Here is a 21,155-nt window from a genome sequence, read left to right on the forward strand (position 1 = left end):
CTGTGCATCGTCGCCGGCGCAACTCATTCGCGGCCCAGATCCCGGTGCAGCACCCGCACCGACAGCTCGTCCTTGTCGTCCTGGGTGTCCAACCGCGTCGCCAGCGCCTCCGCGATGGCCACACTGCGGTGTTTGCCGCCGGTGCACCCGATGGCCACGGTCATGTATCGCTTTCCCTCTCGTCGATAGCCGCCCACCACCAAGGACAGCAGCCGATGGTAGGCCTCGAGGAATTCGTCCGCACCCGGCTGGCTCAGCACGTAGTCGCGCACCGCCGGGTGCTGGCCGGTGTGCGGGCGCAGTTCGTCGACCCAGTGCGGGTTGGGCAGGAACCGCACATCCATCACCATGTCGGCGTCCATCGGCAGGCCGTACTTGTAGCCGAAGGACTCGACCGTAATGGAGGTGGGCGCGGTCACGGCGTCCCCGCCGAACATCTCCTCGATGCTGGCCCGCAACTCGCGCACACTGAGCACCGAGGTGTCGATGACCAGGTCGGCCACCGCGCGGACCGGTGCGAGCATGACCCGTTCGGCGGAGATGCCCTCGGCCAGCGTCTGTTGGCCCTGCAGCGGATGGCTGCGGCGGTTGTGTTCGTAGCGGCGGATCAGCACGTCGTCGCCGGCCTCCATGAACAGCACCCGCGGATTGATGCCGCGCGTCGCCAGCTCGTTGCGCACCGAGTCCAGGTCTCCGGTGAACCCGGCCGAGCGGACATCCATCACCACCGCCAGCTGGGTGATCCGCGAGCCTGCCGCCAAGCCCAGGTCCACCATCCGGGTGATCAGGTCTGGCGGCAGGTTGTCGGCGACGTACCAGCCCAGGTCCTCGAGCACCTTGGCCGCGGTGCCGCGCCCGGCGCCGGAGAGTCCGGTGACCAGCACCACGTCGATACCGGCGCCGTCGCCGGGGCCGGCGACGTCGCGCTCCCGCACGCCTTTAGGTGTGTCCGTGGTCATCCCGACATCCGTTGCTGTTCAGCGGCGCCCGTCGCGCCGTCGGCCCCCAGCGCCTCGAGAACGGCCGCCGCGGTCGCCGCGCCGATTCCCGGGATCGAGGTGAGCTCCTCGACGGTAGCCTTTTTCAACCGTGCCACCGAGCCGAAATGCGAGATCAGCACCTTGCGCCGGTGCTCGCCGAGGCCCGGCACCGCGTCGAGCACCGAGGCGGTCATCCGCTTGGAGCGTTTGCTGCGATGGTAGGTGATGGCGAACCGGTGGGCTTCGTCACGGATCCGCTGCAGCAGATACAGGCCTTCGCTCTGCCTCGGCAGGATGACGGGGTCCGGCTCGGAGGGCACCCACACCTCCTCCAGGCGCTTGGCCAGGCCGATGGTCGCGACGTCGGTTATACCGAGCTCGGCGAGCACCGCTGCCGCGGCATTGACCTGCGGCGCGCCGCCGTCCACCACGTAGAGGTTCGGCGGATAGGCGAACTTTCGTGATTTACCTTCCGGGGCAAGCACTTCAGGGTCCAGATGGCGACGGAACCGGCGGCGGGTCACCTCGGCGATCGAGGCCACGTCGTCGGAGCGGCCCTCGCCGGCGGCCTCGCGGATCGCGAAGTGGCGATAGTCCGACTTACGGGGCAGGCCGTCCTCGAACACCACCAGGGAACCGACCACGTCGGTGCCCTGAACATGGCTGATGTCCACGCATTCAATGCGCAGCGGCGCATCGGGCAGACCCAGTGCCTCCTGAATGTTCTGCAGCGCAGCGGATCTGGCGGTGAAATCCCCGGCTCGCTTCAACTTGTGTTGTTGCAGCGCTTCTTTGGCGTTTCGCTCGACGGTCTCGGCCAGTGCGCGCTTGTCACCGCGCAACGGCACCCGCAGCGACACCCGCGAGCCCCGCAGATCTGACAGCCAGCTGACCAACTCCTCGGCGTTGGCCGGCAGGCAGGGCACCAGCACTTCGCGGGGCACCGGATTGGTCGGCTCGTCCGCGGATCCCCCCAGTTCGGCCTGATCGCCGTAGAACTGGGTGACGAACTGCTCGACGAGCTGCTCCAGGGAGTTCTCGGAATCGCCCGGATCGCCGGGCTTTTCGACGATCCAGCCACGCTGGCCGCGCACCCGCCCGCCGCGCACGTGGAACACCTGGACCGCCGCCTCCAACTCGTCGTCCGCGAAGGCCACCACGTCGGCGTCGGTGCCGTCACCGAGCACCACGGCCTGCTTCTCCAGGGCTCGTTTCAGCGCCGAAACATCGTCCCGCAGCCGCGCGGCCCGCTCGAAATCGAGTTGGTCGGAAGCGGCCAGCATCTCCTGTTCGAGGCTGCGAACCAGGCGGTCGGTCTTGCCGGCCAAAAAATCGCAGAAGTCGTCCACGATCCGCCGGTGTTCCTCGGCGCTGACCCGCCCGATACACGGTGCCGCGCACTTGCCGATGTAGCCCAGCAGGCAGGGCCGGCCGATCTGCCGGTGGCGCTTGAACACCCCCGCCGAGCAGGTGCGGGCCGGAAACACCCGCAGCAGCAGGTCCAGGGTTTCCCGGATGGCCCAGGCGTGTGAGTAGGGCCCGAAGTAGCGCACCCCTTTGCGGCGCGGCCCGCGGTAGACCATCAGCCGCGGGTACTCCTCGTTGAGGGTGACCGCCAATACCGGGTAGGTCTTGTCGTCGCGGTAGCGGACGTTGAACCGCGGATCGAACTCCTTGATCCAGTTGTATTCCAGCTGCAGCGCCTCGACCTCGGTGTTGACCACCGTCCACTCCACGCCTGCCGCGGTGGTCACCATCTGGCGGGTGCGCGGGTGCAGGCCGGCGACGTCGGCGAAGTACGACGTCAGCCGCGACCGCAGGCTTTTCGCCTTGCCCACGTAGATGACCCGGCCGTGCGGATCGACGAATCGGTAGACGCCGGGCTCGACGGGAATGGAGCCGGGCGCCGGGCGATAGGTCGCGGGGTCGGGCACGGCTACCAGGCTACTTTCTACGGCGAGCAGACGTGAAAGCCCCTTTTGTCAGGCGAAACAGCGGGTTTCACCGGGGGCAGCTCCCGTTTGCGGGGGACTTCTCGCCAGGGGGCCGGTAACGCGCGATCAGGGCCCGCAGCGTACGCATGGCCGCCACGGCGTGCTCTTTGTCGGCGGACTGGATGGCCACCAGCGGAATGTATTCGTCGTCGGGCAGCTCCAGCCGGGCCCAGCGTTTGCCCGGCGGGAAGGACACGCCGACCACCTGCGACCACGGGATCAACCGATCACCGAGCCCGTTGCACACCGACACCCCGGACGCTCCCGCCCGCACCCGGGCCCGCGTCCACAGCAGCAGCGAGCCGGCCACGATGACGCCCAGCACCACGACCGCCACCCGGTCGTAGGTGCGAAAGATCACCCCGCTGGAGCGGATCGTCAGCAGAAAGCTCACCACGACGTGGATCACGACGATCAGGATGGCTGCGCTCCACAAGCCGATGCGCATCAGGCGCGGGCGCACCTGCAGCTCCCACTGCTGGGGCCCGGACGGGCCCGTCACAGCACGGCGCGCAGGTCGCGCAGGGTCAGCGCCGTGCTCAGCGCGGCCGCGGCGGCTTGGGCGCCCTTGTCCTCGGCCGAACCGGGCAGCCCGGCGCGGTCCAGCGCCTGCTGCTCGTCGTTGACGGTGAGCACCCCGTTGGCCACCGGTGTTGCCGCATCCAGCGACACCCGCGTCAGGCCCTGGGTCACCGCGTCGCAGACGTAGTCGAAATGCGGTGTGCCACCGCGGATCACCACGCCGAGGGCGACCACCGCGTCATGGTTGCGGGCCACCTCCTGGGCCACCACCGGGATCTCGATCGCCCCGAGCACCCGTACCACGGTGGGTTCGGCGACGCCGGCGTCGCCGGCAACCCTGACCGCACCGGCCAGCAGGGCATCACAGATCCGGGTGTGCCAGGTGCTGGCCACGATCGCCAGGCGCACACCGGAGGCGTCGAGCGCCGGCATGTCCGGCACACCGCTACCGCTCACAGCGCTCCGCCGAATTCATCTGGCAGGTGCGAGGATTCGTCGAAGTCCTCCAGCCCTGTCAACTCGTGGCCCATCCGGTCACGTTTGGTCTTCAGGTAGCGGATGTTCTCGGCGTTGGCTCGCACCGGCAGCGGCACCCGCTCGATGATGTGCAGCCCGTAGCCGTCCAGGCCGACCCGCTTGGCCGGGTTGTTGGTGAGCAGGCGCATGGAACGGACCCCTAGGTCCACCAGGATCTGCGCCCCGATGCCGTAGTCGCGGGCGTCGGCCGGCAAGCCCAGCTTGAGGTTGGCGTCGACGGTGTCGTCGCCGGCGTCCTGCAGCTGGTAGGCCTGCAGCTTGTGCAGCAGCCCGATGCCGCGGCCCTCGTGCCCGCGCATGTAGAGCACCACCCCGCGGCCCTCGTGGGCCACCATCGCCAGCGCGGCATCGAGCTGCGGCCCGCAGTCGCACCGCCGTGAACCGAACACGTCGCCGGTCAGGCATTCAGAGTGCACCCGGACCAGCACGTCGTCGCCGTCGTTGTGCGGGCCGGCGATCTCGCCGCGAACCAGCGCGACGTGCTCGACGTCCTCGTAGATGCTGGTGTAGCCGACCGCCCGGAACTCACCGTGGCGGGTCGGGATGCGGGCTTCGGCGACGCGCTCGATGTGCTTTTCGTGTTTGCGGCGCCACTCGATCATGTCGGCGATCGAGATCATCGCCAGGCCGTGTTCGTCGGCGAAGACCCGCAGCTCATCGGTTTTGGCCATCGCGCCCTCGTCCTTTTGGCTGACGATCTCGCAGATCGCCCCGGCCGGCTGCAGCCCGGCCATCCGGGCCAGGTCGACCGCGGCCTCGGTGTGCCCGGGGCGGCGCAGCACCCCGCCGTCCTTGGCGCGCAACGGCACCACGTGACCGGGGCGGGTGAAATCGTCGGCGACACTGCCCGGGTCGGCCAGCAGGCGCATGGTCGTGGCCCGGTCCGAGGCCGAAATCCCGGTGCCCACATTGTTCTTGGCGTCCACGGTGACGGTGTAGGCGGTGCCGTGCTTGTCCTGGTTCACCGCGTACATCGGCAGCAGGCCGAGCTTGTCGCAGATCGCACCGTCCAGCGGCACGCACAAGTACCCGGAGGTGTAGCGCACCATGAACGCCACCAGTTCCGGGGTGGCCTTCTCGGCGGCGAAGATCAGGTCGCCCTCGTTCTCCCGGTCCTCGTCGTCGATGACGACGACGGCCTTGCCGGCCGCGATGTCGGCAACCGCCCGCTCGACGGTGTCCAACTTCGTCATCTATGCCACCTTGGGTCGTTCGCCGTCGGAGCGCAGCGGATACCTGACGCCCGAGCAGCGGCTTCAGTCAAGTATGAACTACCGCGCGAGCCCGGTCGTAATTCCACCCATCGCCGCATGCACCCGGGCGATAAGCTGGCGAAGCTGCCGGTGCTCAACGTTGAGAGCCGCGGAAAGGGAACACCCAGAACATGGCATCGGGAATCAACCGTGTCGCCGTACGTAAGCAGGGCTGGATCGTCGCACCGGTTGCCGCGTTGGCCGCAGCCGTGGCGTTCGCCGGGCCCGCGCCCGCCGCCGACGGCGACGACGAAGCGGGTTACCTGGATTACGTCCGCAGTCACGGTGTGCCGTACTCCAACCTGAACCCGGACGGAGTGCTCGGCTCGGGTTACCACTATTGCGCCCTGATACATGAGGGGATGAGCCCACAACGCATCATCGACTCGGACCGGGGCATCAGTCTGATCTGGACCCCGACGATCGTCTATGCAGCTCAGCATTTCCTGTGCCGGGACACCCTGACCGAAGCCGAGCTCGCGGCCGAAGCAGAACCCCAGCCCAGCCCCTAATCCCGAGCCAGTAGCCGCTCGACGTATTTGGCGATGACATCCACCTCGAGATTGACCACCGTGCCGACCGGCGCGCGGCCCAGGGTGGTCAGCTCCAGGGTGGTCGGAATCAGCGAGACCTCAAAGAAGTCGTCGGGGTCGCGGCCGAGCGCCGAGACCGTCAGCGAGGTGCCGTCGACGGTGATCGAGCCCTTCTCCACCACGTAGCGGGCCAACGCGGCCGGCAGCGCGATGCGCACCACCTCCCAGTGCTGTCCGGGGGTGCGGGCCACCACGGTCCCGGTGCCGTCGACGTGGCCCTGCACGATGTGCCCGCCCAGCCGGCTGCCCAGCGCGGCCGCCCGCTCCAGGTTGACCCGGCCACCCACCTGCAGTTTGTCCAGGCTGGAGCGGTCCAGGGTCTCCCGCATCACGTCGGCGGAGAACCGGCCGCCGGGCAGCACCTCGACCACGGTCAGGCACACCCCGTTGACGGCGATCGAATCGCCGTGGCGGGCGTCGGAGGTGACGGTGGGTCCGGCGATGACCAGGCGCGCGGCGTCAGCCAGCTCTTCCCGGCCGACCAGCTCGCCCAGTTCTTCGACGATTCCGGTGAACATCACATCAGGCTATGTCGGTGGTAGACCGTCCCGGCAGGCCGGCCTCGATACGATGTCTGCCATGCGCAGACTTCTGATTGCCCTGGCAACCGCCACCACCGCCGCCGCGCTGTTCGCCGGCTGCTCATCCAAGGACAGCGGCGGCCCGTTGCCGGACGCGACGACGCTGGTCAAGGAGTCCGCCACCACCACCGCCGACCTCAAGAGCGCGCACCTGGCGCTGTCGGTAACCGGCCAGATCAAGAACCTGCCGGTCAAGACCCTCGAGGGTGACCTGACCAACGAGCCGACCACCGCCGCCAAGGGCAGCGCGACGATCACCATGCTGGGCAGCGACGTCGACGCCAAGTTCATCGTGATCGACGGCGACCTGTTCGCGGCGATCACCGGAGACGACTACGACAACTACGGCGCCGCCGACAAGATCTACGACGTGGCCGCGATCTTGAGCCCGGACAAGGGGTTGGCCAACATGCTGGCCAACCTCAAGGACCCGAAGGCGCAGGGCCGCGACACCATCAACGGCCAGAAGACGATCCGGGTCACCGGTGAGGCGCCCGCCGACGAGGTGAACAAGCTGGCACCGCAGCTCAAGGCCACCGCCCCGACACCGTGCACGGTCTGGATCCAGGAGGAGGGCGACCACCAGCTGGTGCAGGCCAAGCTCGACCCCAGCGCGGGTAACTCGATCCAGATGACGCTGTCGAACTGGAACGCCCCGGTCAGCGTCGACAAGCCGGCAGGAGCGTAATGCGGGTCAATCGCCGACTCGCGATCAGCGCAGGCAGCCTCGCGGTCCTGCTCGGCGCCCTCGACACCTATGTCGTGGTCACGATCATGCGCGACATCATGGCGCCGCAGCCGGCCGGTGTCGGCATCCCGATCAACAAGATCCAGCAGCTCACCCCGATCATCACCTGCTACCTGCTCGGCTACATCGCCGCGATGCCGCTGCTGGGCCGGGCCTCTGACCGGTTCGGCCGCAAGCTGCTGCTGCAGGTCAGCCTGGCCACCTTCGCGGTCGGCTCGGTGGTGACGGCGCTGTCGACGGACCTGTCGATGCTGGTGGTGGGCCGCACCATCCAGGGCATCGCCAGCGGCGCCCTGCTGCCGGTGACCCTGGCGCTCGGCGCTGACCTCTGGTCGCAGCGCAACCGGGCCGGGGTGCTCGGCGGGATCGGCGCCGCCCAGGAGCTGGGCAGTGTGCTCGGCCCGCTGTACGGCATCTTCATCGTCTGGTTGCTGCGCGACTGGCGCGACGTGTTCTGGATCAACGTGCCGCTGACCGCGATCGCCATGGTGATGATCCACTTCAGCCTGCCGTCGCGGGCCGAGGCCGCCGAAGACGGGGCTCCGCCCGAACGCGTCGACGTCGTCGGCGGCCTGCTGCTGGCGGTGGCGCTGGGCCTGGCCGTGGTCGGGCTGTACAACCCCGAACCCAGCGCCAAGCAGGCCCTGCCCGACTGGGGGCTGCCGGTGCTGGGGGCGGCCCTGGTGGCTACCGTGGTGTTCGCGGTCTGGGAGCGGTTCGCCCGCACCAAGCTGATCGACCCGACCGGCGCCCGCTTCGGGCCCTTTATGGCGGCGCTGGGCGCCTCGGTGTGTGCCGGGGCGGCGCTGATGGTGACGCTGGTCGACGTCGAGCTGTTCGGGCAGGGCGTCCTGGGCATGACACAGAACGAGGCCGCCGGGCTGCTGCTGCGGTTCCTGATCGCGTTGCCGGTGGGTGCGCTGATCGGCGGCTGGATCGCGACCCGGGCCGGGGACCGGTCGGTGACGTTCGTCGGCCTGCTGATCGCCGCCGGCGGCTACTGGCTGATCTCGAAATGGCCCGTTGATCTGCTGGCCTACCGGCACGATTTCTTCGGACTGTTCTCGCTGCCGGCCCTGGACACCGATCAGATGCTGGCCGGCTTCGGGCTGGGCCTGGTGATCGGCCCGCTGACGTCGGCGGTGATGCGGGCGGTGCCGCCCCGCGAACACGGCATCGCCGCATCCGGTGTGGTGGTGGCCCGGATGACGGGCATGCTGGTCGGGATGGCCGCCCTGTCGGCGTGGGGGCTGTACCGGTTCAACCAGATCCTGGCCGGGATCCCGAAGGTTCCCGGGGGCAGCCTGGCCGAGAAGATGGCCGCGACCGCGCACAACTCCAAGCTGGCGTTCGCCATGATGTACGGCGAGATCTTCGGGATCACCGCGCTGGTCTGTGTGGTGGGCGCCGTGCTCGGGTTGTTCATCGGCAGCAACGCCGACCACGCCGAGGACCCGGAGCTGCCCGAAGCGCAAGCCAGCCTCGCCCGCTGAAAGCGGCTCCCAGCCTCAGTTGGGGACCAGCGACAGCAGCAGGTCCGGGCCGATCGGCTCCACCGAGTCGTAGCGCCAGCGCAGCGCCCGGGCGATGCTGGGCACCCCGACGTCGTCGACGGCGGTGATCGGCCCGCCGAGCAGGATCGGCGCCACATAGGCCAGGATGCGGTCGATCGCCCCGGCCCGCAGGAACGCGCCGGCCAGCGTGGGCCCGCCCTCCAGGAGCACGTCGGTGCGGTCCGAGAGCGCCCGCAGCACCTCGGCCGGGTCATGGGTCCGAATCACCATGGTGCGCGAATCATCGTTGAGCACATGCGCGTCGGCGGAGATCTCCCGCTGCCCCACCACCACCCGCAGCGGCTGCCGGTCGGCCAGGGTGCCGTCGGGAAGCCGGGCGGTCAGCGTCGGATCGTCGACGAGCACCGTCCCGGTGCCGACCACGATGGCGTCGGCGGCGGCGCGGCGGCGGTGCAGATCGGCCCGGGCGGCCTCGCTGGTGATCCACTGGCTGGATCCGTCGGCAGCCGCGCTGCGGCCGTCGATGCTGGTGGCGTACTTCCAGGTGACGTGCGGTAAGCCGGTGCGCTGTTTGTGCAGCCATTCCCGCAGCGGCCCGGCGCGCACCGCGTCGGCCTGCACGCCGGCGAGCACCTCGAGCCCGGCCGCGGCCAGTCGCGCCGCCCCGCCCGCCGCCTCCGGGTTGGGGTCGTCGACGGCGTAGGCCACCCGGGCCACACCGGCGGCCAGCAGGGCGTCTACGCACGGCGGGGTGCGGCCGTGGTGATTGCAGGGCTCCAGCGTGACGACCACCGTGCCTCCGGCGGCCAGCTCACCGGCGCGGCGCAGCGCCACCACCTCGGCGTGGGCCTCCCCGGTCGGGCCGGTGCCGCCGACGCCGACCACCCGCCCGTCCCGGTCGACGACGACCGCGCCCACCGGCGGGTTGGGATAGGTCTTGCCCTTGACCCGCTGCGCCTGCTCGATGGCGAGCAGCATCGCGGCATCGTGGCCGGCGGCGTCGGTGGCCGGCTTGGTGCTCATGCGCGCAGATGCGGCGACGCGGTGAGGGCTTGGCGGCGCAGCGATTCCACCGCAGCGGCCGGGTCCTCGGCGCTGTAGACGGCCGAGCCGGCGACGAAGCAGTCCACTCCGGCCTCGGCGGCCTGTTCGACGGTGTCGGTGTTGATGCCGCCGTCGATCTCCACCAGGATGCTCAACTCCCCGGCGTCGACCAGCTTGCGGACCGCACGCACTTTGCCGAGCACCTCGGGGATGAAGGACTGTCCGCCGAAACCGGGCTCCACCGACATCACCAGCAGGGTGTCGAAGTCGCGCAGGATCTCCAGGTAGGGCTCCAGCGGGGTGCCCGGTTTGATGCTGAGGCCGGCTTTGGCGCCGGCGGCCCGGATGTCGCGGGCCACCGCGATCGGGTTGTCGGTGGCCTCGGCGTGGAAGGTGACGTTGTGGGCGCCGGCTTCGGCGTACGGCGGCGCCCAGCGGCCCGGATCCTCGATCATCAGATGGCAGTCCATCGGGATGTCCGTGGCTTTGAGCAGACTTTCCACCACCGGCAGGCCGATCGTCAGATTGGGCACGAAGTGGGCGTCCATCACGTCGACGTGCAGCCAATCGGCGCCCTTGACGGCGGCGGCCTCCTCGGCGAGCCGGGCGAAGTCCGCCGACAGGATCGACGGGGCGATCATGGGTCGTGACACGAGCCTCAGCCTACTTGCAGCGCCGCGGCGAACATGGCGTCGGTGCCGTGCCGGTGCGGCCACAGCTGCACGTGCGGGCCGTCCCCGAGCTGATCGGCCGGTGCGAACAGCGGCCGGGTGTCCAGGGCGGTCACCGGGTTCCGCCGCAGCGCATCGGCCACCACGCCGACCGTTTCGGCCAGGTGCGGCGAGCACGTCGCATACAGCACCACGCCCCCGGGCCGGGTCAACGTGATCGCCGCGGACAGCAGTTCGCGCTGCAGTTTCGCCAGCACCGGAATGTCGGCGGGCTGGCGGCGCCACCGCGCTTCGGGGCGGCGTCGCAGCGCGCCCAGACCGGTGCAGGGCACGTCGACCAGCACCCGGTCGAAGCCGGGTTGGAGTCCGGTGTCGCGGCCGTCGGCGGTCAGCACCTGCACGTCGAGGCCGCGGGTGTTCTCCGCGACCAGCGCGGCGCGCTGGGGCGCCTGCTCCACGGCGGTCACCCGGGCCCCGGTCTCGGCTGCCAGCGCCGCCAGCAGTGCGGTCTTGCCGCCCGGCCCGGCACACAGGTCCAGCCACCGCCCGGTGTCGCCGTCCACCGGGGCCAGCGCGCATGCGCGGGCCACCAATTGACTGCCCTCGTCCTGGACCAGGGCTTGGCCGCCGCGTACCGGCGGCAGCCGCCCCGGGTCGCCGCCGGACAGATACACCGCATACGGCGAATACCGGCCCGCGGTGCCGTCCACGGCGGCGGCCAGCTCGGCGGCGGTCAGGACGCCGGGCCGGGCGGCCAGGTGCACCTGAGGACGCTCGTCGTCGCCGGCCAACACCGCGTCGAGTTCCCCGGCGGCCGGTCCCAGCGCATCGGCGAAGGCCTGCGCGATCCAGCGCGGGTGCGCGCGGGTGAACGCTGCGTGGCCGATGGGATCGGTGGCCGCATCCGGGGCCAGCTCCGCGGTCCAGGACGCTTCGTCGCGGGTGCTGATGGTACGCAGTACGCCGTTGACGAAACCTGCTCGTGCCGAGTCGAATTCGATGGCCGCCTGTTCGACCGTGGTGGACACTGCGGCATGCGCGTCGACCCGGGTGCGCAGCAGCTGGTAGCTGCCCAGCCGCAGCAGGTCCAGCAGCACCGGGTTGATCGCATCGGGTGAACGCTGCGCCGCCGCTCCGATGATCGCGTCGAGCAGTCCGCGGACCCGGCAGGTTCCATAGGTCAGCTCGGTGGCGAAAGCCGCGTCGCGGCCGGTGATTCCGCGTTCGGACAACAACGCCGGCAGCGCCAGGTTGGCGTAGGCGTCTCGCTGCGAGACCGCCTGCAGCACGTCGAAGGCGGCGCGCCGCGCCGGATCCAGAGGTTTACGACGCGGTGGGCGCGGACCGCCGGCGGGCCGCTGCGGACGACGCGGCGGGCGGGTCATGACGCGCGCACGGTCGAGTCGAGCCGGGCGCCGCGCGCCCAGTCGGCGGCGTTCATCGGTTTCTTCCCGGGCGGCTGAACCTGCCCCAACCGGACCGGCACCGATCCGGTGCCGACCCACACGCTGCGTCGGTCGATCTGAATGACCCCGGGCGACAGGTCTTTTGGACCGTCATCAGCGGAGTCGGCGATGGCCACCGGGCCGAGTTTGACGCGCAGGTCACCGATCACCGTCCAGGCTCCGGGTGCCGGGGTGACGGCCCGGATGCGGCGCTCGATCACGGCAGCGGGCAGCTCCCAGCGCACCCGGGCGTCGTCGACGCTGATCTTCGGCGCGTAGCTGACCCCCTCCCGCGATTGCGGCACCGCGTTCAGCGCCCCGTCGGCGATCCCGTCGAGGGTGGCCGCCAGCAGTTCGGCACCCGAGACCGCCAACCGCCCGAGCAGCTCACCGGCGGTGTCATCGGGCCGGATCGTCTCGGTGACGACCCCGTATACCGGCCCGGAATCCAGTTCCGGCTCGATCCGAAACGTCGTCGCACCGGTCACCTCGTCACCGGCGGCGATGGCCGCCTGCACCGGCCCGGCACCCCGCCAGGCCGGCAGTAGCGAGAAATGCAGATTGACCCAGCCGTGCCGCGGTAGCGCCAACAAGCCGTCGCGCAGCAACGCCCCGTAGGCGACCACCGGGCAGCACTCCGGCGCGAGTTCGGCCAGCTCGGCGACGAACTCGGCCGAGTTCGGCTTGTCCGGCCGCAGCACCGGGATGTCGTGGTCGAGGGCGAAGCGCGCCACTGGAGACGGCTGCAGGTGCCCCCGCCGCCCGGATGCCGCATCGGGGCGAGTCAGTACCGCGACCACCTCGTGGCGCGGCGAGTCGATCAGCCGTCGCAACGACGGCAACGCGGTGTCCGGGGTGCCGGCGAAGACGATGCGCACCGGGACAGTTTAAGGAAGCGGCAGGGCGCCGCGACCGCTACCGCACGCCCTCATCGCGGGCCTGGATCATGCCGCGCCACAGCTCGTGGGCTGTCCGCACGCTCTGGTCCAGTGGTTGCGCGGTGTCGATGCGCTGCGCGGTGTCCCACTGGAAGTCTTGGGCGGAGAGCGCGGCCGCGATCTGCGGTGTCGCGTCGGAGTTGCCCGGCGCCCGGTTCCTGATCCGGTCGGCGGCGACATCAGCCGGTACCGCACAGCGGATCTCAGCCACCGCTGCGTGTTTGGCGACGGCCAGGCGGTGGGCATCGGCACGGATCTTCGCGTCGCGCCAGGTGCCGTCGAGGATGACCGACTGGCCACCGTCCAGGTACCGACCCGCCCGATGCAGCATCGCCTCGTAGACGGCTGCGACGTTGGCCGGGGCATACAGACCCGCGCCGAGGCTGCCCGGCTCGCCGCTGAGCCGCCCGGAGCTGCGCAGCTCCTGACGCACATCGTCGGTGGACAGCACCACCGCCCCCACCTGTTCGGCCAGCTTTCGGGCCAGCGTCGACTTTCCGGTTCCAGGACCGCCACCGACGAGCACCAGCCGAACCGCGCCGTTCTCCAAATGGCGCAGGGCGATGTCCAGGTGGGCGGCCGCGGCCGCCTCGGCCCCCGCTCTGCGCTGCGTCAGCCGTACGCAGTCCACTTTGGCTCGCACCACCGCCCGGTAGGCGAGATAGAAATCCCGCAGTGACGACGGCGCGGTGTCGCCCGCATGCGCGGCGTAGCTGTCCAGAAAGGTGTCGCCAAGGTCCTTGCGTCCGAGGAATTCCAGATCCATCGCAAGGAAGGCGGCGTCATCGATGCCGTCGATGTAGCGCAACTCGTCGCTGAACTCCAGGCAGTCGAGTAGCACCGGCTGGTTGTCGGCCCAGAAGATATCGTCGGCGAGCAGGTCGGCATGGCCGTCGACGATGCGCCCCTGCTCGACCCGCTGGGCGAACAAACAGGCCCGGCCGGCAACGTATTCGGCGGCCAGCGCCTGCACACGCCGCACGGTCTCGGACGGCACCGCGGTGTCGGCGTGACGTTGCAGGGTGGGGAAATTGTCATCCCAGCGCCGCCGGATCGCCTCGGGCGTGCCCTGCAGGCTGATGCGGGGGCCGCGTTCGGCTCGCTGATGAAAATCGGCCAGCAGGGCCGCGATGCTGTCGAGCACGTGCTCGACGGGCTCACCACGCTTCACCATCGAAGCGAGGCGATCCTCGTCGTGATAGCGGCGCATCACGATGATCGGTTCGGAAGCGGCGCCGGCGGGGTCACTTAGATGCGCGATCCCGAAATAGCTGTCCGGGGAGAGTCGGCTGTTCAGCTCTACTTCGCGCGCGCACGCCTGCTCACGCTGCGCGGCCGCCCGGAAATCGAGGAAGTCGGTCTGCACCGGCTTCTTGGCCTTGAAGGCCCGTTCGCCGGCCACCACCACCACGCCGGTGTGCGTTTCATAGGCCTGGATGTAGGGCGCCGCTTGCGGCGCGTCCGCGTCGCCGTGTGTCGCGAAATCCATGCCGTCCAGTGTTCACCCTCGCGGCCAGGTCACCGAGCGGGCCGGCTGGTAACGGCGGCAGACCCGTGGGAAAGGGGCCGGTCGCGGGCCCAATGGCGCGGCCCGAAGTGCTAACGGCCCTTCCGTCGGCTTGGGAGTCGAGCAATCATGGAAGGCAGTTAGAGATCGGAGGCCAGGATGTCTGCCCCGATGGTGGAGACCGAGACCGTCAAGGATGCGGTGCGGGCGGCATGCCGTGCCCCGTCGCTGCACAACATCCAGCCGTGGCGGTGGGTGTTCGACGGTGCTGCGCTGCAGTTGTTCCTCGACCCGGGCCGGGTGCTGCCAACCGACCGGGCCGGGCGTGAGGCGATCATCGGTTGCGGTGCGGCGCTGGACCACCTTCGGGTGGCCATGTGCGCCACCGGCCTGCGCGCCGGCATCGAGCGGTTCCCCAATCCCAACGATCTCAATCATCTGGCGTCGATTCGATTCGCTCGGATGGAGTACGTCACCGACGGTCACCGCCGTCAGGCAGCAGCGATCTGGCAGCGCCACAGCGACCGCCTACCGATGCAGTCTCCGACGGACTGGCAACTGTTCGAACCGGTGCTGCGCAACCGCCTCGGCCAGCACGACGTACGCCTGGATGTACTGCCTGAGGACGCCCGGCCCCGCCTGGTGCAAGCATCACAACTCGCGGAGTCCTTGCGGCTCTACGATTCGGCTTACCACGCCGAGTTACGCCGGTGGACAGTGCCGTTCGCCGAATCCGCGGGCATTCCCTACAGCGCGTTGGCGTCGGCCGATGAAGGTAGCCGGGTCGATGTGGGCCGCGCGTTTCCGGCCGCCCACCACCCGGAACGACGAGTTCGGATCCAGCAGGACCAGGCGACGATCGTGGTGCTGTCGACCGGGAGCGATTCCCGCGCCGCCGCGCTGACGACCGGCGAAGCACTCTCGGCGGTTCTGCTGGAATGCACGATGGCCGGCCTGGCCACCTGCCCGCTGACCCACCTCACCGAAGTTCAGGTGTCCCGGGAGATCGTCGAGACGCTGGTGGGCGGCAACGCGGTACCACAGGTGTTGATCCGGATCGGGCACGCGCCCGCAACCGACGAACCACCACCGGCCACCCCGCGCCGCCCGCTCGAGGACGTCCTGGAGATAACCGGCGGGTAGCGGCCGGCGGCGGTCAGCCGATATGCAGCGGGTCGATCTGTACCCGCACCGGATGGTGCGACCCGCGGGCGCTGAGCACCCCGATGCCGTGGCGCAGTGCCGCCGAGAGCGCCAGGCCATGATCGCGGCCGACCCGGGCCAGCATCCGGATCACCGGTAGTTCGTCCGGGACACCGGCCGGGCGCCGCACCCCCGGCGGCAGCGGCACCGGGCCGAGCACGTCAGCGCCGTCGGGCAGCCGTGCCTGCTCCAGGAGCGCGGTCACCGACTCCGGGTCGCCGTCGAGGGCGGCCATGTGCACCGCCGGCGGCAACCCGACTTCCGTGCGCGTGGCCAGCTCGGCCTCGGCGTGGCCGACCGGATCCCACCGGATGAGGGCCTGCACGGTCGGGATCGACGAGTCGGCGACGACCGTTACCACCCCGCCCGCGTCACGGTCACGTACCAGCGCCGCCGCCGCCATCCAGCGTCGCAACGTGTCCTCGGCGGCACGCAGGTCCTGCCGGCCCAGCAGCGCCCAGCTGTCCAGGAGCAGCGCCGCTCCGTATCCCTGCGGGGCCCGCGGCTCGGCGCCGGGCGTGGCGATCACCAGGGCGGGGCCGTCGGCGGTGCGATCGACGATGGTCTCGCCGGCGGAGGTGACGACCGCGGTGCCCGGGAAGGCGCGGCCGAGTTCTTCGGCGGTGCGGCGGGCGCCGACGACCACCGCCCGCACGGCATCCGAGCCGCAGCGCGCGCACCGTAGCGCCGGGTCGACCCGGCCGCACCAGCGGCAGACGGCGGCACCGCCGCGGTCCGGCAGCGACAGCGGGCCGGTGCAGTGCCGGCATCGGGCGATGGTGCGGCAGCGTCCGCACGCCAGCGACGGCACATACCCGCGCCGCGGCACCTGCACCAGCACCGGTGCACCGGCGGCCAGCGCGCTGCGCGCGCTCTGCAGCGCGACCGAGGGCAATCGGGCGGTGCGTGCGGCGGCGTCACGCTCCTCGGCGTATCCGGTGTCATCGAGGGCCACCACCCGCGGCGCTGCCGCCCGCAGCACCGTCCGCGGCGCCACGAGGTCGTGCGCCCACCCGGCCCGTACCAGCGCGTGTGCTTCGGCGGTGCGCGTGTACCCACCGATCAGTGCGGCGCAGCCCGCCAGGTGCACGCGCAGCATCGCCACCTCGCGGGCGTGCGGGTAGGGCGCTCGTGGCTCAGCGAGACTGTCATCGCCGTCGTCGAAGACCATGACCAGTCCCAGGTCGGCCAGCGGGGCGAACACCGCACTGCGGGTGCCGATCACCAGCCGGGCCCCGCCGCGCAGTACTGATAACCAGCGTCGGTACCGGGTGGCCGGCCCCAGGCCGGCCGATAACGCGACGACCGCGGACTCGTCGATCCGGGCCGTTGCGGTCCGGCACAAGGCGTCGATGTCGCGTTGGTCGGGCACGATCGCTAGGGCCGTGCGTCCGGCTCGAATCGTCTGTGCAGCAGCCTCGACGAACCGGTCGGCCCACGAATCGCCCGGCAGCACCTGCCACACCGCACGCGCCGCGCGGCCCTCCCCGAGCGCCGCCAGGAACGGTCCGCCCGCCCGGTAGCGCTGCCAGCCGGCCGGATCGACCGGTGCGAGCACGGGGGCCGGCACCGGTGGCACCGCCTCGCGTTCTACCCGGGCGTGCCGCGGCGGTACCGCCAGCCGCAACACGTCGGCCCGGCTGCCGCAGTAACGGGCTGCGACCGCCTCCACCAGCCGGCGGACCTCGGCGGTGAGCACCGGTTCGGCCGAGATCACCCGCTCCAACCGGCCCAGCCGCCCGGCATGGTCGGTATCGGCGCGGCGCTCCCAGATGAAGGCGTCGACCAGCCGGCCGTGGAAGCGCACCCGCACCCGTGCTCCGGGCTGGGCGTCCTCGGACTGCTCCGGGGCGACCAGATAGTCGAACTCGCGATCTAGGTGCGGCACCGAGAGCATCGGCAGCACCCGGGCGATGGGCTCGCTGTCAACGCTCACCACGCAGGTGTAGCAGACTCCGCCGACCGCGGCAGCCGCTGGTTCACAAGCCGGGCGGTCTGTGGATCGGCGACCGCACCGTTATCGGCGCGCAATTACCTTGCGGCGGTATGCCCGAGGAGCGTGGGGCGCATGCGGCGGCGGCGCGCGCCCGCGAAGCATCACTGGTCTGCCGGCAGCAGGCCGCGGCGCCAACCGATCAGCTGCTGTCGGTGACGCTGCGCGGCGCGGTCGATCAACTCCACGAGGGCCGGCGGCGTCTGGACGCCATCGGCGCCGAGATTCGCGAGGTGCTGGGCGATCCGCGCCGGGCGGCCTTGGACACCCCGGCCGGCGCCCGCCAGTTCCAGCTCTTTCTGGCCGCCAAGACCCGCGACATCCGCCGGGTCGTCGCCGACGCCGTCGCGGACAACCGGGCCCGTACCGCGCGGCTGCGCTCAGTCGGCGACGGCTATCGCGTCGCAGCCAAGGATCGCGATCGGCTCAACCGGCAGCTGCTCGCCGACGACATCAGCCGGGTGGAGAACGCCGCCGAGGCGATCAGCGCCGCCGAGATGATCCGCTACGACAACGCGCTCCGGGTCCGGGATGCGCTTGGGGTCAACGCCGCTCACGGCCCGGTGCTGCTGATCAGTTATGACCCGGCCGCGTTCGGTGGCCGGGGCCGGGCCGCCATCGCGATCGGCGATCCCGACACCGCCGACAACACCACTGTGCTGGTACCGGGGGCGCACAGCAGCGTCCGCGACGGCTACCTGTCGCACCCGGACGGGGTGAACCTCTACCGTGAGGTCGCCCGTGCCGATCCCACTCGATCGAATTCGGTCGTTGTGTGGATGGGCTACCGCGCCCCGGACAGCCTGTTGGATCCCGCGGTGGCACAACCGGATTCAGCGCGAGCCGGCGGCCGCCTGCTGGCCGCCGACGTCAACGCCCTGCGGGCGGCGCACCGCGGCGCGGCGCATATCACGGTGATCGGGCATTCGTACGGTTCGACGACGGTGGCCGACGCCGCGGCCGGCTTCGGGATGCGGGCCGACGACGTGGTGCTCGTCGGTTCGCCCGGAACCGACCTGGCGCGCAGCGCCAAGGATTTTCACCTGCCGGCGACAGGGCATGTGTATGTGGGTGCGGCATCCTCGGACCCGATCACCGGATTCGCCGGTGAACCGCAACTGCCGCTGCCCGGAACGGCGGCCACCGTCGGGCTCGGCCGTGATCCGGCCGCCGACGGCTACGGCTCGACTCGGTTCAAAGCCGAGGCCCCTGGCCTGTCCTGGCCGATGGCCGACCACAGCTCCTACTTCGCACCGGGCACCGAATCGCTGTTCAGCATCGGCGATATCGCCTCGGGCCACGGCGACGCGCTGGCACACGACCACATGACCGCACCGCACCGTCGTCGGCTTCCCGCATTCGACCCCGAACGGCTGCGTCCGGGCACCGGAGGCCACCGGCATTGACCGCCAGTGGGTTTCAGCCAGCGGCTGTCTGTTCGGCCCGCTGCGACCGGCCGAAGAAGAAACCGGCCGTGATGAGCAGTTGCGCCGCGGCATAGGCCCACCAGATCGGCACGGCCAACACCTCGTTGCCCAGCACGAACCGGCTGATCGCGATCATGGCGTCCGACACCGCGAACAGCACCGCGCCCACCGCGGTCCAACGGGTGGGCAGCTTCGCCAGCAGAGCTGCGCACACCATGGCACCGAGCACCACGACGTAGACGGTCACCGGCACCGTCATCTGTTCGCGGACCAGGCCGGGCCAGAACCACACCAGCAGAGCCAGGCAGCTCACCGCGATCAAGCCCACCCCGAGGAGCCTGCTTCGCGACACCGCTGCCAGCGGAACCAGCGCCCCCAGAAAACACAAGTGCGCCAACAGAAATGCCGTCAGCCCGGCCACGAACGACGGCTCCCACCACGGGATGGCCAGCAACCAGTCGCCGGCCGCCGACAAGATCAGCGCGGGGATCAGCCAGCGCGCCTCGCGCAGGATCGGGTGCGCGGCCGCGGCAACGGCCAGCAGCACCGCCATCGCCGCCTTGAACGCCGGTTGGCCGATCCAGTGCCCCGTCAACGCCTCCCCCGGCGCTGACCGCAACGCCAGCACGGTCAGAAAGACGCCGTAGCCCGCACCGACCCAACCGGCCGCGGCCCAGGCGGTGGGGACCAGCCGCGTTGCGTACGGTGTTCTCATGCCGCTCACCGAGGATGACTCCGCTATCGATCCCATAGTGCTGAAGGTACTGGACGCCGTCCCCTTCCGACTCACACTTGCCGACGGTGTCGAGGCGGCGCGCCGCCAGATGCGTGACCTGCCACGCCGGCCGGTCTACCCCGACCTGCCCAGCGAGGACCGGGTCATCGACGGCCCGGCCGGGAACCTGCCGGTGCGTATCTACCGGCCACCGAGCGCGGGCAACGGCCCCGCAGCCGTGGTGGTGTTCTTCGACGGCGGCGGTTTCGTCGCCGGCGACCTCGACACCCACGACGGCACCGCCCGCCAGCACGCGGTCGACGCCGACGCGGTCGTGGTGTCGGTGGACTACCGGTTGGCGCCCGAGCACCCATTCCCCGCTGCCGTGCAGGACGCCCTGGCGGCCACCGAGTGGGTGGCAGCGCACGCCGCCGAACTGGGCGTGGACCCGGCCCGGCTGGCGGTGGCCGGGGATTCGGCCGGCGGCAACCTGGCTGCGGTGGTGGCTCAACTGGCCCGCGACGCCGGCGGGCCGGCGATCTGCTTTCAGCTGCTGTGGTACCCGGCCACCACCTACGACATCACGTTGCCGTCGTTCAGCGAGAACGCCGACGCACCGATCATCGACCGTGACGCGATCGCCGCGCTGACGCTGGCCTATGCCGCCGGCGTGGACCTGAGCGATCCGCCGCCGACGCTGGCCCCCGCGCGTGCCGCGAATCTGGCCGGCCTGCCGCCGGCCTACATTGCGGTGGCCGGCCACGACCCGTTGCGCGACGACGGCATCCGCTACGGCGAGCTGCTCTCCGCGGCCGGGGTGCCGGTGCAGGTGCACAACGCCACCACGCTGGTGCACGGCTACCTAGGCTATGCCGGGGTGATCCCGGCGGCTACCGAGGCCACCGACCGCGGGCTGGCGGCGCTGAAAGCGGCCCTGCACGGTTGATATCCGATGCGGCTGAACCAGGTCACCCTCGGCTGCACCGACATCGACCGGTCGGAGCGGTTCTACCGGCTGCTGGGTCTGCGGCTGATCGTCAAGACTGACGATTACCTGCGGTTCGAGTGCCCGGCCGGGGACAGCACCTTTTCGGTGGAACGGGTCACTACGGTGCCGGCCGACGAGCAGGTGACGATCTACTTCGAAACCGACGACGTCGACGGCGAATACCGGCGCCTGCGCGACGTGGTCGAGTTCAGCCAGCCGCCCACCGACATGCCCTGGCTGTGGCGAGAGGCCAGGCTGCGTGATCCCGACGGGCACCCGCTGTGCCTGTTTCACGCCGGGGACGCCCGCCGGAATCCACCGTGGCGGCTCGGCCGGCCAGATTCGCCGTAACACGGCACCGGCCCGCTGTTCGGCGCGCGACCGTCGAGCGGTAGCAGCGACGAGGAGCCGAGCACTGCGTCGACGGTTTCTGACCGCTGCCGCCCACCGCCGAACGTGAAGGCAGCTTCACACTCGGCGCCGAACGTGAAACCAGCTTCAC

At 70.6% G+C, this 21,155-nt stretch carries 20 protein-coding genes; 7 read left to right on the plus strand and 13 right to left on the minus strand.

Annotation, left to right across the window (positions count from 1 at the left end):
* Positions 1-23 precede the first annotated feature (23 nt).
* The 5 genes from rapZ to A5694_RS08995 form a co-directional block, all read right to left on the minus strand.
* Complete coding sequence (gene rapZ, locus A5694_RS08975; protein WP_064921490.1) at positions 24-959, minus strand: RNase adapter RapZ; 936 nt, start codon at positions 957-959, stop codon at positions 24-26.
* A complete protein-coding gene (gene uvrC, locus A5694_RS08980; protein ID WP_064921491.1) occupies positions 956-2,914 on the minus strand; it encodes an excinuclease ABC subunit UvrC in 1,959 nt (652 codons plus the stop codon). The genes rapZ and uvrC overlap by 4 nt, the downstream gene beginning before the upstream one ends.
* Positions 2,915-2,981: 67 nt before the next feature.
* A complete protein-coding gene (locus tag A5694_RS08985; RefSeq protein ID WP_064921509.1) occupies positions 2,982-3,422 on the minus strand; it encodes a PH domain-containing protein in 441 nt (146 codons plus the stop codon).
* A 50-nt stretch (positions 3,423-3,472) separates the two neighbouring features.
* The gene (gene ribH, locus A5694_RS08990) at positions 3,473-3,928 is read right to left on the minus strand and encodes a 6,7-dimethyl-8-ribityllumazine synthase (protein ID WP_064921492.1); all 456 of its coding nucleotides are present in this window, start codon (positions 3,926-3,928) and stop codon (positions 3,473-3,475) included.
* Between the two features lie 20 nt (positions 3,929-3,948).
* The gene (locus tag A5694_RS08995) at positions 3,949-5,226 is read right to left on the minus strand and encodes a bifunctional 3,4-dihydroxy-2-butanone-4-phosphate synthase/GTP cyclohydrolase II (protein ID WP_064921493.1); all 1,278 of its coding nucleotides are present in this window, start codon (positions 5,224-5,226) and stop codon (positions 3,949-3,951) included.
* Between the two features lie 191 nt (positions 5,227-5,417).
* Here A5694_RS08995 and A5694_RS09000 point away from each other — a divergent pair, with 191 nt between their 5' ends.
* Entirely contained in the window at positions 5,418-5,798 is a 381-nt protein-coding gene (locus A5694_RS09000; RefSeq protein WP_064921494.1) for a DUF732 domain-containing protein, read from the plus strand.
* On the opposite strand, the gene A5694_RS09005 is transcribed toward A5694_RS09000, so the two are convergent.
* Positions 5,795-6,397, minus strand: a complete 603-nt coding sequence (locus tag A5694_RS09005) for a riboflavin synthase (RefSeq protein ID WP_064921495.1) — start codon at positions 6,395-6,397, stop codon at positions 5,795-5,797. The two genes, A5694_RS09000 and A5694_RS09005, sit on opposite strands and share 4 nt — an antisense overlap.
* Positions 6,398-6,449: 52 nt before the next feature.
* Here A5694_RS09005 and A5694_RS09010 point away from each other — a divergent pair, with 52 nt between their 5' ends.
* Together A5694_RS09010 and A5694_RS09015 are read left to right on the plus strand one after the other, a co-directional pair.
* Positions 6,450-7,148 (plus strand): LppX_LprAFG lipoprotein, encoded by a 699-nt coding sequence (locus A5694_RS09010; RefSeq protein ID WP_064921496.1) that lies wholly within the window; start codon positions 6,450-6,452, stop codon positions 7,146-7,148.
* Positions 7,148-8,701 (plus strand): MFS transporter, encoded by a 1,554-nt coding sequence (locus tag A5694_RS09015; protein ID WP_064921497.1) that lies wholly within the window; start codon positions 7,148-7,150, stop codon positions 8,699-8,701. Before A5694_RS09010 ends, A5694_RS09015 begins: the two co-directional genes overlap by 1 nt.
* A 15-nt stretch (positions 8,702-8,716) precedes the next feature.
* On the opposite strand, the gene ribD is transcribed toward A5694_RS09015, so the two are convergent.
* From ribD to A5694_RS09040, 5 genes are read right to left on the minus strand one after another with little or no spacing between them, the layout of a single operon-like run.
* Positions 8,717-9,745: a bifunctional diaminohydroxyphosphoribosylaminopyrimidine deaminase/5-amino-6-(5-phosphoribosylamino)uracil reductase RibD gene (gene ribD / locus A5694_RS09020; protein WP_064921498.1), complete on the minus strand. Its 1,029-nt coding sequence runs from the start codon at positions 9,743-9,745 to the stop codon at positions 8,717-8,719.
* Positions 9,742-10,407 carry a ribulose-phosphate 3-epimerase gene (gene rpe / locus A5694_RS09025; protein ID WP_064921499.1) on the minus strand — a complete coding sequence of 222 codons (666 nt, stop codon included), beginning with the start codon at positions 10,405-10,407 and terminating at the stop codon, positions 9,742-9,744. The genes ribD and rpe overlap by 4 nt, the downstream gene beginning before the upstream one ends.
* Positions 10,408-10,424: 17 nt before the next feature.
* Positions 10,425-11,822, minus strand: coding sequence for an RsmB/NOP family class I SAM-dependent RNA methyltransferase (locus A5694_RS09030; RefSeq protein ID WP_064921500.1), 1,398 nt, complete (start codon positions 11,820-11,822; stop codon positions 10,425-10,427).
* Entirely contained in the window at positions 11,819-12,760 is a 942-nt protein-coding gene (gene fmt / locus A5694_RS09035; protein ID WP_064921501.1) for a methionyl-tRNA formyltransferase, read from the minus strand. The genes A5694_RS09030 and fmt overlap by 4 nt, the downstream gene beginning before the upstream one ends.
* A 37-nt stretch (positions 12,761-12,797) precedes the next feature.
* Positions 12,798-14,309: an AAA family ATPase gene (locus A5694_RS09040; protein ID WP_064921502.1), complete on the minus strand. Its 1,512-nt coding sequence runs from the start codon at positions 14,307-14,309 to the stop codon at positions 12,798-12,800.
* A gap of 177 nt (positions 14,310-14,486) precedes the next feature.
* Between A5694_RS09040 and A5694_RS09045 the strand changes: the two genes are divergently transcribed.
* Positions 14,487-15,470, plus strand: coding sequence for an Acg family FMN-binding oxidoreductase (locus tag A5694_RS09045; RefSeq protein WP_064921503.1), 984 nt, complete (start codon positions 14,487-14,489; stop codon positions 15,468-15,470).
* Positions 15,471-15,483: 13 nt separating this feature from the next.
* On the opposite strand, the gene A5694_RS09050 is transcribed toward A5694_RS09045, so the two are convergent.
* Positions 15,484-17,427 carry a primosomal protein N' gene (locus tag A5694_RS09050; protein WP_064921510.1) on the minus strand — a complete coding sequence of 648 codons (1,944 nt, stop codon included), beginning with the start codon at positions 17,425-17,427 and terminating at the stop codon, positions 15,484-15,486.
* A 149-nt stretch (positions 17,428-17,576) separates the two neighbouring features.
* On the opposite strand from A5694_RS09050, the gene A5694_RS09055 reads away from it, so the two are divergent.
* The gene (locus A5694_RS09055) at positions 17,577-18,929 is read left to right on the plus strand and encodes a DUF4226 domain-containing protein (RefSeq protein WP_064921504.1); all 1,353 of its coding nucleotides are present in this window, start codon (positions 17,577-17,579) and stop codon (positions 18,927-18,929) included.
* A 13-nt stretch (positions 18,930-18,942) separates the two neighbouring features.
* Here A5694_RS09055 and A5694_RS09060 read toward each other — a convergent pair whose 3' ends face one another.
* Complete coding sequence (locus tag A5694_RS09060) at positions 18,943-19,665, minus strand: lysoplasmalogenase (protein WP_064921505.1); 723 nt, start codon at positions 19,663-19,665, stop codon at positions 18,943-18,945.
* Here A5694_RS09060 and A5694_RS09065 point away from each other — a divergent pair.
* Positions 19,664-20,611 (plus strand): alpha/beta hydrolase, encoded by a 948-nt coding sequence (locus tag A5694_RS09065; RefSeq protein WP_064921506.1) that lies wholly within the window; start codon positions 19,664-19,666, stop codon positions 20,609-20,611. The genes A5694_RS09060 and A5694_RS09065 overlap by 2 nt on opposite strands.
* Before the next feature lie 6 nt (positions 20,612-20,617).
* The gene (locus A5694_RS09070) at positions 20,618-21,004 is read left to right on the plus strand and encodes a VOC family protein (RefSeq protein WP_064921507.1); all 387 of its coding nucleotides are present in this window, start codon (positions 20,618-20,620) and stop codon (positions 21,002-21,004) included.
* Positions 21,005-21,155 lie beyond the last annotated feature (151 nt).

The sequence above is a fragment of the Mycolicibacter sinensis genome, assembly GCF_001667945.1.
In the GTDB taxonomy this organism is placed as follows: domain Bacteria; phylum Actinomycetota; class Actinomycetes; order Mycobacteriales; family Mycobacteriaceae; genus Mycobacterium; species Mycobacterium sinense_B.

What these genes read in the sequence shown, in the direction of transcription:
- A5694_RS09050 (WP_064921510.1), bottom strand. Translation starts at nt 17,427, where the DNA reads ATGCTCTCGGTGCCGCACCTAGATCGCGAGTTCGACTATCTGGTCGCC.
- rapZ (WP_064921490.1), bottom strand. Translation starts at nt 959, where the DNA reads ATGACCACGGACACACCTAAAGGCGTGCGGGAGCGCGACGTCGCCGGC.
- A5694_RS08985 (WP_064921509.1), bottom strand. Translation starts at nt 3,422, where the DNA reads ATGCGCATCGGCTTGTGGAGCGCAGCCATCCTGATCGTCGTGATCCAC.
- A5694_RS09065 (WP_064921506.1), top strand. Translation starts at nt 19,664, where the DNA reads ATGCCGCTCACCGAGGATGACTCCGCTATCGATCCCATAGTGCTGAAG.
- ribD (WP_064921498.1), bottom strand. Translation starts at nt 9,745, where the DNA reads ATGAGCACCAAGCCGGCCACCGACGCCGCCGGCCACGATGCCGCGATG.
- A5694_RS09055 (WP_064921504.1), top strand. Translation starts at nt 17,577, where the DNA reads ATGCCCGAGGAGCGTGGGGCGCATGCGGCGGCGGCGCGCGCCCGCGAA.
- A5694_RS09010 (WP_064921496.1), top strand. Translation starts at nt 6,450, where the DNA reads ATGTCTGCCATGCGCAGACTTCTGATTGCCCTGGCAACCGCCACCACC.
- A5694_RS09070 (WP_064921507.1), top strand. Translation starts at nt 20,618, where the DNA reads ATGCGGCTGAACCAGGTCACCCTCGGCTGCACCGACATCGACCGGTCG.
- A5694_RS09030 (WP_064921500.1), bottom strand. Translation starts at nt 11,822, where the DNA reads ATGACCCGCCCGCCGCGTCGTCCGCAGCGGCCCGCCGGCGGTCCGCGC.
- A5694_RS09005 (WP_064921495.1), bottom strand. Translation starts at nt 6,397, where the DNA reads ATGTTCACCGGAATCGTCGAAGAACTGGGCGAGCTGGTCGGCCGGGAA.
- A5694_RS09045 (WP_064921503.1), top strand. Translation starts at nt 14,487, where the DNA reads ATGTCTGCCCCGATGGTGGAGACCGAGACCGTCAAGGATGCGGTGCGG.
- rpe (WP_064921499.1), bottom strand. Translation starts at nt 10,407, where the DNA reads ATGATCGCCCCGTCGATCCTGTCGGCGGACTTCGCCCGGCTCGCCGAG.
- ribH (WP_064921492.1), bottom strand. Translation starts at nt 3,928, where the DNA reads ATGCCGGCGCTCGACGCCTCCGGTGTGCGCCTGGCGATCGTGGCCAGC.
- A5694_RS08995 (WP_064921493.1), bottom strand. Translation starts at nt 5,226, where the DNA reads ATGACGAAGTTGGACACCGTCGAGCGGGCGGTTGCCGACATCGCGGCC.
- A5694_RS09015 (WP_064921497.1), top strand. Translation starts at nt 7,148, where the DNA reads ATGCGGGTCAATCGCCGACTCGCGATCAGCGCAGGCAGCCTCGCGGTC.
- A5694_RS09040 (WP_064921502.1), bottom strand. Translation starts at nt 14,309, where the DNA reads ATGGATTTCGCGACACACGGCGACGCGGACGCGCCGCAAGCGGCGCCC.
- A5694_RS09060 (WP_064921505.1), bottom strand. Translation starts at nt 19,665, where the DNA reads ATGAGAACACCGTACGCAACGCGGCTGGTCCCCACCGCCTGGGCCGCG.
- A5694_RS09000 (WP_064921494.1), top strand. Translation starts at nt 5,418, where the DNA reads ATGGCATCGGGAATCAACCGTGTCGCCGTACGTAAGCAGGGCTGGATC.